The organism is Cognatundibacterium jejuense (genome assembly GCF_014284255.1).
Classification (GTDB): Bacteria; Pseudomonadota; Gammaproteobacteria; order Burkholderiales; family Burkholderiaceae_D; genus Undibacterium; species Undibacterium jejuense.
On record NZ_JACOFV010000014.1, the window covers coordinates 62,822 to 77,417 of the forward strand.

General features: G+C 44.9%; 17 protein-coding genes. 6 read left to right on the forward strand and 11 right to left on the reverse strand.

Going from position 1 to position 14,596, the window contains the following annotated elements; translation table 11 throughout:
• Nucleotides 1-44 precede the first annotated feature (44 nt).
• From H8K32_RS14810 to H8K32_RS14825, 4 genes are all read left to right on the forward strand, one after another.
• Nucleotides 45-473 carry a hypothetical protein gene (locus H8K32_RS14810; protein ID WP_186913317.1) on the forward strand — a complete coding sequence of 143 codons (429 nt, stop codon included), beginning with the start codon at nucleotides 45-47 and terminating at the stop codon, nucleotides 471-473.
• 64 nt (nucleotides 474-537) lie between these two features.
• On the forward strand, nucleotides 538-855 hold the full coding sequence (locus H8K32_RS14815) for a WXG100 family type VII secretion target (RefSeq protein WP_186913318.1): 318 nt from the start codon (nucleotides 538-540) through the stop codon (nucleotides 853-855).
• Nucleotides 852-1,004 carry a DUF3309 family protein gene (locus H8K32_RS14820; RefSeq protein ID WP_186913319.1) on the forward strand — a complete coding sequence of 51 codons (153 nt, stop codon included), beginning with the start codon at nucleotides 852-854 and terminating at the stop codon, nucleotides 1,002-1,004. The genes H8K32_RS14815 and H8K32_RS14820 overlap by 4 nt, the downstream gene beginning before the upstream one ends.
• Nucleotides 1,005-1,024: 20 nt before the next feature.
• On the forward strand, nucleotides 1,025-1,363 hold the full coding sequence (locus H8K32_RS14825; RefSeq protein WP_186913320.1) for a hypothetical protein: 339 nt from the start codon (nucleotides 1,025-1,027) through the stop codon (nucleotides 1,361-1,363).
• A gap of 73 nt (nucleotides 1,364-1,436) precedes the next feature.
• Here the strand turns inward: H8K32_RS14825 and H8K32_RS14830 are convergent, their stop codons facing one another.
• The 3 genes from H8K32_RS14830 to H8K32_RS14840 all read right to left on the reverse strand — a co-directional run bounded on the left by H8K32_RS14830 (nucleotide 1,437) and on the right by H8K32_RS14840 (nucleotide 3,658).
• The gene (locus tag H8K32_RS14830) at nucleotides 1,437-1,964 is read right to left on the reverse strand and encodes a ferritin-like domain-containing protein (protein WP_186913321.1); all 528 of its coding nucleotides are present in this window, start codon (nucleotides 1,962-1,964) and stop codon (nucleotides 1,437-1,439) included.
• 114 nt (nucleotides 1,965-2,078) lie between these two features.
• Nucleotides 2,079-2,906 (reverse strand): universal stress protein, encoded by an 828-nt coding sequence (locus H8K32_RS14835; protein ID WP_186913322.1) that lies wholly within the window; start codon nucleotides 2,904-2,906, stop codon nucleotides 2,079-2,081.
• A 74-nt stretch (nucleotides 2,907-2,980) separates the two neighbouring features.
• Nucleotides 2,981-3,658, reverse strand: a complete 678-nt coding sequence (locus H8K32_RS14840; RefSeq protein WP_186913323.1) for a PRC-barrel domain-containing protein — start codon at nucleotides 3,656-3,658, stop codon at nucleotides 2,981-2,983.
• A gap of 197 nt (nucleotides 3,659-3,855) precedes the next feature.
• Here H8K32_RS14840 and H8K32_RS14845 point away from each other — a divergent pair, with 197 nt between their 5' ends.
• Together H8K32_RS14845 and H8K32_RS14850 are read left to right on the forward strand one after the other, a co-directional pair.
• A complete protein-coding gene (locus H8K32_RS14845) occupies nucleotides 3,856-4,509 on the forward strand; it encodes a BON domain-containing protein (RefSeq protein WP_186913324.1) in 654 nt (217 codons plus the stop codon).
• A gap of 85 nt (nucleotides 4,510-4,594) precedes the next feature.
• Nucleotides 4,595-4,864 (forward strand): hypothetical protein, encoded by a 270-nt coding sequence (locus H8K32_RS14850; protein ID WP_186913325.1) that lies wholly within the window; start codon nucleotides 4,595-4,597, stop codon nucleotides 4,862-4,864.
• Between the two features lie 75 nt (nucleotides 4,865-4,939).
• Here H8K32_RS14850 and H8K32_RS14855 read toward each other — a convergent pair whose 3' ends face one another.
• The 8 genes from H8K32_RS14855 to H8K32_RS14890 form a co-directional block, all read right to left on the reverse strand.
• A complete protein-coding gene (locus H8K32_RS14855; RefSeq protein WP_186913326.1) occupies nucleotides 4,940-5,545 on the reverse strand; it encodes a histidine phosphatase family protein in 606 nt (201 codons plus the stop codon).
• Entirely contained in the window at nucleotides 5,542-6,621 is a 1,080-nt protein-coding gene (locus H8K32_RS14860; protein ID WP_246447383.1) for a class I fructose-bisphosphate aldolase, read from the reverse strand. The genes H8K32_RS14855 and H8K32_RS14860 overlap by 4 nt, the downstream gene beginning before the upstream one ends.
• 31 nt (nucleotides 6,622-6,652) lie before the next feature.
• Nucleotides 6,653-6,835, reverse strand: coding sequence for a hypothetical protein (locus H8K32_RS14865; protein WP_186913327.1), 183 nt, complete (start codon nucleotides 6,833-6,835; stop codon nucleotides 6,653-6,655).
• Between the two features lie 31 nt (nucleotides 6,836-6,866).
• Nucleotides 6,867-9,260 (reverse strand): phosphoketolase family protein, encoded by a 2,394-nt coding sequence (locus H8K32_RS14870; RefSeq protein WP_186913328.1) that lies wholly within the window; start codon nucleotides 9,258-9,260, stop codon nucleotides 6,867-6,869.
• Between the two features lie 125 nt (nucleotides 9,261-9,385).
• Entirely contained in the window at nucleotides 9,386-11,026 is a 1,641-nt protein-coding gene (locus H8K32_RS14875) for a phosphohexomutase domain-containing protein (RefSeq protein WP_186913329.1), read from the reverse strand.
• A gap of 1 nt (nucleotide 11,027) precedes the next feature.
• Nucleotides 11,028-12,671: a glucose-6-phosphate isomerase gene (gene pgi / locus H8K32_RS14880; RefSeq protein WP_186913330.1), complete on the reverse strand. Its 1,644-nt coding sequence runs from the start codon at nucleotides 12,669-12,671 to the stop codon at nucleotides 11,028-11,030.
• A gap of 239 nt (nucleotides 12,672-12,910) precedes the next feature.
• Nucleotides 12,911-13,783: an ADP-polyphosphate phosphotransferase gene (locus H8K32_RS14885; protein WP_186913331.1), complete on the reverse strand. Its 873-nt coding sequence runs from the start codon at nucleotides 13,781-13,783 to the stop codon at nucleotides 12,911-12,913.
• 142 nt (nucleotides 13,784-13,925) lie between these two features.
• Nucleotides 13,926-14,594 (reverse strand): response regulator, encoded by a 669-nt coding sequence (locus tag H8K32_RS14890; RefSeq protein ID WP_186913332.1) that lies wholly within the window; start codon nucleotides 14,592-14,594, stop codon nucleotides 13,926-13,928.
• Nucleotides 14,595-14,596 lie beyond the last annotated feature (2 nt).

Genomic DNA, 14,596 nt, shown 5'->3' on the forward strand with positions numbered 1-14,596 from the left:
TCATCGATTTCTGCAATCACGCTTTCGGGGAATGGACGCCAGCTATGGAACGCAACGACAATCCACAATTAAGACGCAAATTAGAACGCAAGGTCTCATTAGACACGATGCCAGACTTTGCCGGCAATTCGCCTTTACTTTTAATGGAAGGATGCATGTATGGGATCTGCTCTGGCAGCCTGATAGGGGCAATCTCGTTCTGGCTCTGTCACGCTGTATTGGGCAATCCAGTATCCGCACCTATATTATCTTCAAGCATATTGGCATTGTGTTTCGGCGCATTCTCAGGCGCATTTATTGGAACCCTCTTTGGTACCTCCCTCGCCTATTTCGTCAACAGTAAAAAAGTCCGAAATTTTGAGGAATCTCTACAAATACCATTTGATCATGGCCTTTATCCAGACGAAATACAAGATAACTTTGATTACATTCAACAATGGAAATACCAGCGCGGGGAATATTCAAAAATTTGAATTTACTCTTCTGACCACATCCCTGCTTCGAAGCAATTCTTCACCTATAAAAATGGAAATCATCATGGATCAACGCGAAACAACCATTAGTAAAATTCATTCCCAATTAGATGAACTCAATCGTACTCTCGATGATTTGGAAAAAACCATCAAAGATAAATCAGCACAGGCGAGTTCAGCTTACGATAAAGAAATGATTAATCTTCATGAAAAATTAAATGAGATGCGCGCTAAATTAGAGGAAATGAAAACCGCGAGCACCGATCATTGGGACAATATGATGGAACACATCGAAGTATTGCAACATGCATTTATTGCTTCCTACAATTTTTTTAAAGAAGAACTCAAAAAAAATGACTTACCAAATGGCAAATCAATATGAGCCTCATCATTCTGGTACTTTTAATTCTTTTCCTGATCGGATCTGTTCCAGCCTGGCCGCATAGCAGGAGTTGGGGATATGGGCCTAGTGGTGTCAGTGGCTTGATCATCGTCATTCTACTTCTTCTGCTCTTTACCGGCCGTCTATAAACTATTTTATTGGAGCTAATATGATTTCGTCCTTCACACTAAATACCAAAAACAAGATTTTCATCAATACCTTATTGTTTACGATGCTCAGTACACTCATGTGTTCCAGTTTCGCCCAACAACGACGTGACAACGACATAGAGCAGCGCGGTGACCCGCAGCGCTGGTACCAGGAAAAGAATACACCCGAAGCGTATTTCGCGACATTGAAAAAAGAAGCCTATGCTGTGTATCAAGAGTCCATCACAGATTGCAAAAGTGTTGCAACGATGGATAAAAAGCAGTGTACAAAAGACGCTAAATCCCAGTTACAACAAGATTTGGCTGATGCTAAAACTACGTCGGATCACCCGCACTGAATCATATCTGGATTTTTTTAAGATTGAGAAGTCATCCTGCCTCGACTGCAGGATGACTTCTCAATTTTATACGTCAAGAAAGCAGATCACGCATATCGTCAGCGTGTTCTTCTTCCGTGGTCATGATGCCTATCAACATATTTTTGGTTGTCGGATCGGTGTCTTCCAAATTCTCTATCATCTGACGATAGGTCTCGATGGCGATACGTTCTGCCACCAAATTGGATTTAATCATTTCATGAATATTCGCCGACTCATTATATTCGGCATGACTACGCAGTAATAAAGTCTCAGGATTAAAATCAGGTTTGCCGTTCAATTGAACGATGCGCTCTGCCAACTCGTGTGCGTGGTCTTGTTCATCTAAGGCATGTTGTAAGAACTCGGCTTTTACCGGACGGTTATGTAAGCCTGACGCTGTGTAATAGTGACGTAAATAACGCAGCATACATACCAGCTCAGTTGCCAATGCATCGTTGAGCATCTTTATAACGTCTTCACGGTCGGCTTTATAACCAGCCGTTACCGCACCATCGTTGATATTCGATGCAGCGAGACGAATCGATTGTTTATTCATTTCAGATTTTTTAGCGATGTGCATGATGTACTTTCAGAGCGAATTAGCTGTTAAAAATTTCTGGTTTTCTACTACGGAGAGAAATAATGATTGAGGCCGGTATTTCAAAATGCGAATGTGAGTCTCAATAAGCCAAGGTTAATGAGACAACATCGAACAATAAGTCTGTGACTGTAAGATTTCGCGTGTCATCCCACCAGCGACCCATTCACGAATACGGCTATGTCCATAAGCACCAGCCACGAGTAAGTCAACATTCATTTCTGTCGCGATTTCTCTCAACTTTTCTGCCTCTTCATCCGTTGCGACAATGGTCAGAGAGCTTGCTTTAATTTGATGACGAGCTAGCCACTCAATAACAACAGCGTGTTGCAACTTGATATTGTCTTGTTCGTCGAGTGCGGCAATTTCCATTAATATGACTTTTGTCGCTTTTTTTAGCATAGGTAGAGCATCGTAAATTGCCCGCCTGGATTCCATTGTGTCTTTCCAGGCAATCATCATGGTCTGTAAATGCAGCTCGCGGCAACTGGCAGGAATCAGCATCATCGGTCGCCCTAGTTGCATCAGTACATCACCATTATTCATGTGCCGGGTAGATTCTGACTCCACATGATCAGCGGCTTTCGCAATCAAGAGATCTGCAATACATGCTTCTCCAACCACGTAGTCAGCGATGGACGGACATATTGCCGAAGAACGCCAGCTAAGAGAACCGGCGATCGATTGTAAAGATGTGCGAAATTCGGTTTCAAGCTCAAGCATTTCTGCTTGCGCTCTATCGAGCTCATCTTTCATCAGATCGCCATTGATATACCCGTCACCGTAAGGCATTTGCATTGGACTGCAACCGACGATGCCTATCACGTTCGCATTAAACCGCTCAGCTAACTGCCCTGCCACATGGATTAAATTGTGGTTATCCGCACCAAGCTCGAGATTTACCATCAGGTTTGCATAAGTCATACGATCTTTCATCAAAATGGCGCTTTGGTGCCATGATTAGTGGCTGTGAATTAGTGGCTATGAAATAGTGCAATTTATCGATCTATGTTGGCCAGTGTTAACTTCAGGTGCGAAATATCGACGTTCAGGTCATTTTCGAACTCCTGCCATCTTGTGGTACCAGCACGTTTCATTTCACCCATTTTTTTCTCTACAACTTGAATTTCCACTTGCAACAAGGCGTATTTTTGGTCCATTTTTGTTTTAGCTTCGCCACTCAGAAGCGCTGATTTTTTTTGCAATTCATTGGCTTTTTCTCTGGCAATAGTCAAATCATTTTCAGCACTCTTTACAAATGCATCTCTTTTTGCGGTATCGCTCGCGTAATCAAATTGCGGTAAATTTCTGATAGATTCTTTGGTGGCACCCGGGATGACGATCTTGCCACTTTGCTCAACGATCTGAGAGATCGGAATCGCAATGTTATGCCCACCGATACCAATAAACCCGCCAACATTGACGATGAAATAGGTCACGTTTTTTTCAGGAGAAATGATGACGTCTTCGATTTTGCCTACGCTAACGCCGGCATCGTTATAGACTTCGCGGCCAAAAATACTCTTTTTCACACTCCATCCCAGTGCCAATTGGCGGGCCTCAATTACAGTCACGCCAAGAACGGTGGTCGAACCAGCCACCTGCGCAAAGCCAGGTGTACTGAGTATTAAATTGCCTATAAGGAGCAATCCCAGGGTAGAAGCTATTTTGGTCATTTTCAGCCATCCTTTTTTATATATTGAAATCAACACGTCGTTGTAGCAACGACCGCAGATTACTTATAAAAGAACATGAAATTGCGTTCTGTGCGGCGTCTAACATAATTAGAAATATTCAATAAAGCGTGACAGCGTACATACAGCAGCACTAACAAATTTCAGAATAAAACTTCAATCAATTCAGGAGAAATAAAGTGAAAACATCCACGGAGTTAAAACGGGACGTTATTGCAGAACTCAATTGGGATCCCTCTCTTCCCGCCAATAACATAGGCGTAGAAGTCAAAGACGGGGTCGTTACCTTGTCCGGTCACGTTGGAAGCTTTGTCGAGAAATGGAATGCTGAGCGCGCTGTTCAGCGCGTCGTTGGTGTCGGCGCATTGGCAGTAGAAATCGAAGTTAATTTAGCAGGTTCAAGCAAGCGCGATGACGCAGATATTGCCCGCACAGCATCCAATGTACTTGCATGGGCATCATACGTCCCCCAAGACAGTATTAAAGTCATGGTCGAAGGCGGATGGATTACTTTAACTGGCAATGTTGAGTGGGAATATCAGCGCAATTCGGCTGCAGATGCCGTGCGCAGGCTAATGGGTGTAACCGGTGTGAGTAATGACATTAATCTCGAGCCATCAATTGCGGCTCAAGTTGTACAGAGTGATATAGAAGCTGCGTTAAAACGTTTGGCAAAATCAGAAAGTGCCAATATCACAGTGCATGTTGATGGCAGCACAGTCACTCTTGCGGGAACAACGCATAGCTGGGTCGAGCGTGACCTCGCCAGCCAGGCGGCCTGGAATGCACCGGGCGTTAAGCATGTAAAAGACAAAATCAGAATATCCATGTAACTCTCAAAGAACAATCTCCAACGATACATTTGCAGGTCACAGCCTTAACACCCCGACTTACTTCTTTTAAAATATTGAGAATATTATGATCATATCAAATACAAACAAAGCTACAGATTTCAGCAAGTCTATTCCACGCTTATTGAAACGCTCAGATAAAATTTATTCATCGGACCAAGATATTGAATCTCTAAAACGTGAAATCCTGATGACCTCAAAAAAGAAAGACGAAAAGAAAACACAAGCTTCTCAGCAGCCAGCAGGTGTCAAAGCATTGCAAGAAAAAAACGAACGGGAAGAGGTCGCTGGCAGACATAAAAATGATGGACAAAAGCATTTTAAAGGTGCGCGTTGATATGTAAGTGAGTTATGTCTGATGACTTGATACGACTTCACCGATCACATTTTCAGCTTGATCGGTGAAGTATTTTTATATCCGCCTTTCCAGCGCAGCGGAATTCCAGAGGGTAATAGCAGTCGTTTCCGGGTCGTTATGTTCATAACTTAGTATCCCAAACGAGGCAGTATCGAGTAAAAAGTGCTGGGCGTCGGACACCGGGAAGTGTATCCACCTCGCTGCCAACACGCGACAAAAATGGGCGTGTGAAAATACTGCGACATTCCCTTGCAGGCGCGCAAAATCAGCCAGGCAACGATCAGCACGATGCTCAATCTGCTCCAAAGACTCACCACCATCAGGACCATCTCTGAAAAAGCGCCAACCTGGCCTGGCAAATTGAATCTGTGCTGGTGTCAATCCTTCATCGCATCCATTGTTCCACTCGGTCAAATCTTCCCTGACGATGGCATGCGTGGCTAAGCCAGCTAACGTACAGGTTTGTCTGGCACGTCGCAGAGGGCTACAAAAGGTCGATGTGAAGGTATATTTGCGGAGCAATTGTCGCAGATACTGCGCTTCTAATTTTCCTTTGGGTGATAGCAGAATATCGGTTGTTCCCGTATATTGCCCCGAGACAGTCCAGGCAGTTTGCCCATGCCTGATCACAAAAATTCTTAATGGTAATGCCGCCGTCATTGCTTCTGTACCCCGGTGATAGCGCGATCAATCGAAGGTTCCGGAAGTTGCTGGTAGACACCGCGACGAGCACGTTGATTGTCACAAACCCGCCGATAAATAGCATCTTGAACGGCTTTTTTATGTTCATGAACACCGCCCCACAATTGCAATGCGGGGAACTGTATTGCACGTGAAAAAGAAAATGCCAATTGCCAGGGCAAAGTCTGTTTCAGATTCTTCAAATCATCAGACGTACTCGCTATACGGCTATCTCTAAGATTCATCGCATTGAGTCTGGCCGAGGCCAGATCACCCGACTGACCGCCAGATAAAAAAGCGATTACAGGAACGGCAGCAGGAACTGTCTCAAGCATACAGGCGATAGTCGTATTCGCAATGATATCGATATCGTCCTGTATTGGGCAATCGACACCTGGTAAGATCATATTTGGCTTTAAGATCATGGTTTCCACTACGACCTCTTGCTGATTAAGATGTCTGAATACAGCCCGCAAAAATTGTGTCGTCACCTCCCGACAACGATCCAAATTATGTGTCCCCGTCATCATCACTTCAGGCTCTACGATGGGAACCAAACCTGCTTCTTGAGATAGTGCAGCAAACCTTGCCAAGGCATCCGCATTGGCTTCTATACATGCTAGCGTAGGCAGTGATGCTGTGATCGAGACGGCAGCACGCCATTTTGTAAAGACCGCACCAAGCCCTGCGTAGGTATTCAATCTCGCTCTTAATCCATCCAAGCCACTCGTCATTTGTTCGAGAGGATGCAGTGCCAATGATTGCATCCCTTTGTCGACTTTAATCCCAAAGAGAATATTATTTTCACGCAATAACTGCAAGAATGACGCGCCATGATGCTGTTGTTGGTAGACTGTTTCATCAAAGAGGATGACCCCGCCTATCGCGTGATGCAAATCGGGAGTGGTTAATATTAGCTCTCGCCACGCACGGCGATTTTCTTCAGTTACAGGGATACCAAGCTCAATAAACCGTTGATTGCAAGTGGGATTACTTTCATCCATGGCGAGTATGCCTCGCTCCTCCGCAAACAGTGTTTTAATCGTATTCGTCATTTTTTTTATCAGCATATCCATACTTAACCTTTTATTTATTATTCTCAGGTGCTTGTGATGACTGCGATAGTTGTTTCAGTGCAAGCGCCATTTCTTTCAAAACCACCTGATCAACGGCTGCAATATTGACTTCAGGAATATCCCAACTAAAGATGGCACGATATTTTTCCAGCACCGCCGTCATATCGAGGGCAATCTCTTTTTTTTCGTGCAAGTAGCTCTCTATCTTCCATTTGGCTCATTGTTTACTCCGTTGCAGAATGTCGTGGTGTTGGGTTCCAATGCCAATTGCTAATCTCAGGCATATCCTCACCATATAGCCGGATATATTTTCCATGTTTGATCAACTTTTCTTCTACTAGCTGTTTAAGCTGCCGGGTTTTGTCATTTGCCTGTGGAAGATGGTCGATGACATCCATGACCAGGTGAAAGCGATCAAGCTCGTTTAACACGGTCATGTCAAACTGCGTAGTGATCGTGCCTTCCTCCTGATAGCCATGGACATGGATATTTCTTTGGTTAATACGGTCGTAGGTGAGCCTATGAATCAACCATGGATAAGAATGAAAAGCAAAAACAACTGGTTGATGCGTCGTAAATAGATCGTCGAAATCCGTATCCGACAATCCATGAGGATGTTCTGTTGCAGGCTGCAATCGCGCCAAATCAACAATATTGATACATCGTATTTTTAAATCAGGCAAATGTTCACGTAAAATTGAAATCGCTGCCAAGGTTTCCAACGTTGGTACATCGCCACAACAAGCCATCACCACATCTGGCATCTCGCCTCGATCGTTGCTCGCCCAATCCCAGATGCCGATGCCTTGCGCGCAATGGGTGACCGCCGCTTCCATACTTAGCCATTGCGGTGCCGGATGCTTTCCCGCAATCACGACGTTGACATAGTGGCGACTGCGAAGGCAATGATCCATCACCGACAGCAGACAATTCGCGTCTGGCGGTAAATACACACGGATAATTGAGGCTTTTTTATTCAACACATAATCGATAAAGCCCGGATCCTGATGAGTAAATCCATTGTGATCCTGGCGCCAGACATGTGAAGTTAAAACGATGTTAAGGGAAGCGATTTTGGCACGCCACGGTAATTGCGCGGCAACTTTGAGCCACTTCGCATGTTGATTAAACATGCTGTCGATGATGTGTATAAACGCTTCGTAGCAAGTAAAGACACCGTGGCGGCCAGTCAGTAAATAGCCCTCCAACCAGCCTTCACATTGATGCTCACTGAGCATACTGTCCAACACCATACCATCTTGCGCAAGAAATTCGTCATTCACTGCTATCTTTGCATTCCATTGTCTCGAAGTGACTTCAAACACTGACTTTAGACCATTTGAGAGGGTTTCATCCGGACCAAATATTCTGAAATTGCGTCGTGCCTTGTTTGCAACAACGATATCACGTAAAAACCTGCCCAGAACATGCATGTCCCCGATTCCAAGCATTCCGCGCTGCTGTAAAGTTTCAGCATAAGCACGAAAATCAGGCAGCAGCAAATCGCGCAACAAAACGCCTCCATTTGCATGAGGGTTAGCCCCCATACGACGCTGCCCTTCAGGTGCTAAGGCCGCCAAAGCAGGAAATAGTTTTCCAGTTGCATCAAATAGTTCATCCGGCCGGTAACTTAACATCCAGCTTTCCAGCATCGCCAGATGAGTAGCAGGTGTGCTCTCAGAGACAATCAAGGGCACCTGATGGGCACGAAACGTACCTTCAATTTGTAGATCATCAACGACTTGAGGACCGGTCCAACCCTTTGGCGAGCATAATACGATCATAGGCCAACTTGGTCGATGCAACTCCCCCATGGTGCGTGCCTCGTACTGTATTGCCTGAATCTTCTCGATCACGCTATCGAGCGCAGTAGCCATAGTTTCATGCATGAAAGCTGGATCATCCCCTTCAACAAAATACGGCGTCCAGCCATAACCTTGCAAAAGTTGCTCCAGCTCTGCACGCGGTATCCTCGCTAATATGCTTGGATTGGAAATTTTATAGCCATTCAAGTGCAATATCGGTAGCACGACCCCATCGTGTACCAGATTTAAAAATTTATTTGAATGCCAGGCCGTTGCCAAAGGTCCGGTCTCTGCTTCTCCATCACCAACGACACAAGCAACAATCAATTCTGGATGATCAAACACAGCGCCAAACGCATGACTTAGTGAATAACCCAATTCCCCGCCCTCATGTATTGAACCCGGGCATTCAGGGGATGCATGACTGGGAATGCCGCCAGGAAAAGAGAACTGTAAAAATAGTTTTTGTAATCCAGCTTCATCCTGGCTGATCTCTGGATAGATCTCGCTATAGGTACCTTCCAGATAGGTATTGGCAACGACTGCCGGCCCACCATGACCGGGTCCGGCAATATAAATCATATCCAAATCGTATTTTTTGATGATGCGATTTAGATGTACGTAGATAAAATTCTGCCCTGGGGTTGTTCCCCAATGCCCCAGCAGCATACGTTTGATATCCGCCAGTACTAGAGGCCGTCTTAGTAAAGGATTGGCGTACAGATAAATCTGCCCGACTGATAAGTAGTTTGCCGCGCGCCAATAAGCATCAATGTTGTACAACATTTCCGGGGACAGGCTGACTCTACTCATGGCATATTCCCTTTAGTTTGCGGGTTTCAGTGCCTTCAGGTATACCTGCTTGCCGTACCTTATTCTGTGCGCTAGCGTTCTTAGTGAGTTTGAAAAATATTAAAAAAGCAAGGGAGACACAGATTCTATGAAATCAAGTGAATGACCAATGACTGCACTTCTTTCAACAAACTTTCCAGATGTGGCTTACCTAAGAAACTTTCAGCGTAAATTTTGTACAAGTCTTCTGTTCCGGATGGGCGAATTACAAACCAGGCGTTTTCCGTGATGACTTTGAGACCATTGATGGCCTGATGATTTCCCTGCGCTTCATTCGTCGAACGCAGTACTTGTTCACCACCAAATTCGCTTTTTTTCAACTGACTAAAGTGCAAAGTCGACAGTATTGCTCTTTGCTGCGCATCGGCATTACCTTCGACTCTGCCTGCATCAGGATGTCCAAAACTGTCGCTTAATACTTGATAATGCGTCCCCGGACTTATTCCGGTGGCGGCTAAAATTTCTGCTGCAAGCAGGCCCATGACGATGCCATCTTTATCGGTGGTCCACACGCTGCCATCGCGCCGAAGCAAAGTTGCACCAGCACTCTCTTCCCCAGCAAAGCCAAGAGCACCCTGATAGAGCACGCCACCAAACCATTTAAACCCTACGGGAGTTTCATAGACATCTCTGTTCAAAGCTGTTGAAACGCGATCGATAAGCTGGGTACAAACAACATTTTTTCCAACTCCCGCGTGCTTGTTCCATGCAGGGCGATGTTGAAACAGATAGTCAATCGCAACCACCAGAAAATGATTCGGTGGCATCAAGCCACACTCTGGCGTGACGATGCCGTGACGGTCATGGTCAGTATCGCAGCCAAATGCAACGTCAAAATCAGCTTTACGTTGTATCAATCGCTGCATTGCATAACCCGAAGCAGGATCAAGCCTGATTTTGCCATCCCAATCCAAAGTCATAAATGCAAATCGCTCGTCGACCTGTTTATCGATGATGTCCAGATCAAGCGCATATTGCTCAGCGATTCGCTCCCAGTAATGGACCCCCGCACCACCCATAGGATCAACGCCGATATGTAACGCAGCATGCCGCAACATATTAATGTCTAACACCTCGCACAAGGAATCTACGTAATGCCCAAGAAAATCATAATAGTGAATAAAATTAGTTTGTCGGGTTTGCGCGATTGAGACTCTTTTAATGCCGTGCAGATCCAGGCGTAAAAATTCATTTGCCTTATTCTCTATCCAATTTGTTGCTCGTATATCAGCGCCATCTCCCTGGCAAGTGTTATATTTTAAGCCGCCGAATTCTGGAGGATTATGTGAGGGGCTAATAACAATGCCATCGGCAAAGCCAGACTGACGACCATGATTAAACGCCAATATCGCTAAAGAAATTGCTGGTGTCGGAGTGTATTCCTGATCAGGAGCAATAAGGACGGTGACGCCGTTGGCGACCAAGACCTGCAAGACGCTGTCTTGTGCCGGGATAGACAAAGCATGGGTGTCTATCCCTAAATATAAAGGGCCATGAATCCCATGTTCAGCGCGGTAATCACAAATGGCCTGAGCAATCGCCAGCAGATGCCATTCATTAAAGCTCGAAGTCAAAGAACTACCTCGATGTCCTGAAGTGCCAAAAATAACAGCTTGTGCGGCAACCGAAACATCCGGCCGCTCAGTATAGTAAGCTGCCACCAAACGCGGTATGTTAACGAGCATGCTGGTTGGAACTGGTTTTCCGGCTAAGGGGTGGATCCACATTTCAGCTATCCCGGTGAGCACAGTAATACTGCATCAGCTTACGGGTTGAGCCGTTATGTAATGAATCAGGAATCGCTTGATTCAGACTTTCTTGAAGCTCTTGCGTCATTTCTTTTGCCATTTGCTTTCCTAACTCGACACCCCACTGATCAAACGAGTTGATATTCCATATGGCACCCTGTGTGAAAACACTGTGCTCGTATAAAGCAATTAATTGCCCCAGACTTCCTGGTGTTAATGTCTTTGCTAAGATCGTGTTACTAGGACGGTTACCACTACACACCTGATGTAAAACAAGGTCGGCAGGAACCTGCGCATGCCGTAATTGCTCTGCACTTTGGCCATAGGCAAGTGCTTCAGCCTGGGCAAAACAATTCGCCATCAAGATGTTGTGTTGTGTAATTTGTTCATGTAAGGGTTTGCAAAAACCAATAAAATCACTAGCTACCAGCGCCGTTCCCTGATGCAGGAATTGATAAAACGAATGTTGTCCATTCGTTCCCGGTTCCCCCCAATATACCGGGCAGGTGTTAAAGGTCAGCGCTTTACCATTGACGTCGACATGTTTACCATTACTCTCCATCGTCAGCTGTTGCAAATAAGCCGGAAACCGTCGCAAATAATGGGAGTAAGGTATTACCGCAACACTATTGATCTTTAAAAAATTATTATTCCAGATCGCAATCAGTCCCAATAACACCGGCATATTTTGCTTCAATGCTACGTGCAAAAAATGATCATCCATCTCATGCATCCCGTATAGCAATTCGTAAAAGCGTTCTGCACCTATTGCAATCATGGTCGACAAGCCCACCGCTGAATCAATGGAATAACGACCTCCCACCCAATCCCAGACAATCAACATCTTTGAAATGTCAATTCCAAATTCAGCGACGCCATGTTCATTGCCAGAGACCGCAATAAAATGCTGCCCTACCGCTTCCGGATGGGTTAACTTTTCCAGTAACCAGCTCTTCGCCAGAAGTGCATTACTCAAGGTCTCCGTCGTTGTAAAACTCTTAGAACAGACGATAAATAAACTTTCCTCTGGATTCAGATCACGCGTCGCCTCTATAAAATCGCTGCTATCGACATTTGAAATAAAACGAAAGCACAAAGCCCTGTCGCTATAAAAGCGTAATGCTTCAAAAGCCATTACTGGCCCCAGATCCGAGCCACCAATGCCGATATTGATGATATTTTTAATCTTTCGTCCGGTATAACCAGCCATGCGCCCTCCCCTGATCTGATCGGACAATAAGCGCATTTGCATTAAACCTTGCTGGATTTCCGGCATCAGATTTTTTTGATCAAGGTACACGCTTTCACCAATTGGCAAACGTAATGCAGTATGCAAAGCAGCACGATGTTCGCTATGATTAATTTTCTTGCCTTCAAACATCGCGCGTATTTTTTCCGGCAGACCGCATTCTTTTGCCAGCTCCACTAACAAATCGATGGTCTCCATCGTGAGTCTATTTTTGGAATAGTCGAGGTAAAGATCACCCTGCGTCAGCGACATATGTTCTGCGCGTTGTGGATCATCAGAAAATAATTGCGATATAGTAGATCGCTCTATTTTCCGATAATGGGTTCTGAGTGCGCGCCACGCGCTACGTCGATTTACGAGGCGTTGGTTTAACATGGCAACATTCGGACAGCTATTACTCTGCAATCAGGCGTTGCATGATAGTAGGCGGGCATCAACGTTCCTTTTGAGATTTTTCTTTAGATTATCAGATTCAAGGAGGATTTTTTTAGATTCGCACTTCCTTTGCATGACCAATTGTCTGACGCAGCCAAACTAAAATCCGTACGCTAAGACACCGAGAGTAAAAATGACGCAATCGAGAAAGGATCGAAGGAAGGAGTATGTAGAAAAATTTATTTCATCAATCGCTTACGCATCGCCTGAAATTCGCGCTTCTGCTTTGGCGTTGACTTTGGATAGTGCATATCGAGCCCAATGAAGGTATCGAGAATAATGCGTGAGACAATTAATCTGGCGTTCTCTTTATCGTCAGCGGGAACGATATACCACGGTGATTCTGGCGTACTGGTGGCGCTCATGCATTCCTGATAGGCGTACATGTAGTCTTTCCAAAACTCACGTTCTTTCATATCCGCGTAGCTCAATTTCCAGTTTTTATCGGCAGCATCGATGCGTTGCAGAAATCGCTTACGTTGCTCTTCTTTCGATATATGGAGAAAGAGTTTGATAATACGCGTACCGTTAATGTGTAAATGCCGTTCCAGATCAGCAATAGATCGATATCTGTTTATCCAGATATTGTCAGACTTTGATTGCTGATCAATCAAACCCTCGCTATCAAGTATTTCCGGATGAACGCGGACAATCAATACCTCTTCGTAATAAGAACGATTAAAAATCCCTATACGGCCCCGTTCAGGGAGATTGCGCGTGGTACGCCATAAAAAATCATGTTGCAATTCAGCTTCACTGGGGTGTTGATAGCTAAACACCTGACAACCTTGAGGATTGATGCCCGACATCACATGTTTAATAACACCATCTTTACCTGCGGCATCCATCGCTTGAAAAATCAAAAGCACTGCGTGTTGATTACTCGCATACAACAACTGCTGCTGTGTACTTAACTCAGAGATGTGTTGTTTGAGAATGTCCTGATACTCTGCAATCGACTTATAGACAGGCGAACTTAAGGTGGCGCGCTTTTGTAAATCAATCTTTTCTCCTGGCAATACCTGAAATGCTTTCGAATTAATTTTGAGCATAGTGAACCCAGCTTTCAAGATCACGAAAGATGAAAAAAATTCCTGAGTAAGTGATCAATACGAACCATGCATGTCTGCTCATGAATTGTCTGTGCGCTCACGCACGAGGATATACGACATCATTAATCAGCGTACATCATGCTCAAATTAGCATTTTTCTGGTCTTATCTGAATTGAGTAATCCATATTTACGTGCGAAGAGCACAATACCAACGGTATCTTTTTCGCCGATGATTTCCATGATCTTTGAGCGATGTGCAGCCACTGTCTTAGGGCTGAGCCCAAGCTCATAGGCAATCTGCTTATTTCCTTTTCTGTTGCCTATCATCGCAATGATCTGCATTTGTCTGGGCGTCAAAATCTGTGCTTGATGAGGTAATCTCAGTGTTGGAAACTGAAAGCGTTTCAGCATTTTCATCGACATATCAGGATTCAAATAGGTTTCTTTGTTTGCTACGGCTCTCAGCGCGGTTTCGAGTTCAGCTTTTGTGACCGTTTTTAGCAGATAGGCAGAAGCACCAGCTTGCAGTGCCTCTGACATCAATTCTTCAGAGTCATCCATCGTCAGGACAACGATACCAAGATCTGGATAAGCATGTTTGAAATATTGAATCATCGAGATACCCGTCTGCATCCCAGTGTTGACATCGATGGCCATCACCGTTGGTAACGTTCTATCTAACAATGTAATTGCTTCTGATTGGCTTGCAACTTCAGCCACAACGACAACATCATCCATCTGCTCTATCAGGCACCGAATACCAGCACGCATCAGTGTTTCATCATCGAGCAAAAGCACACTAATGGTCATGA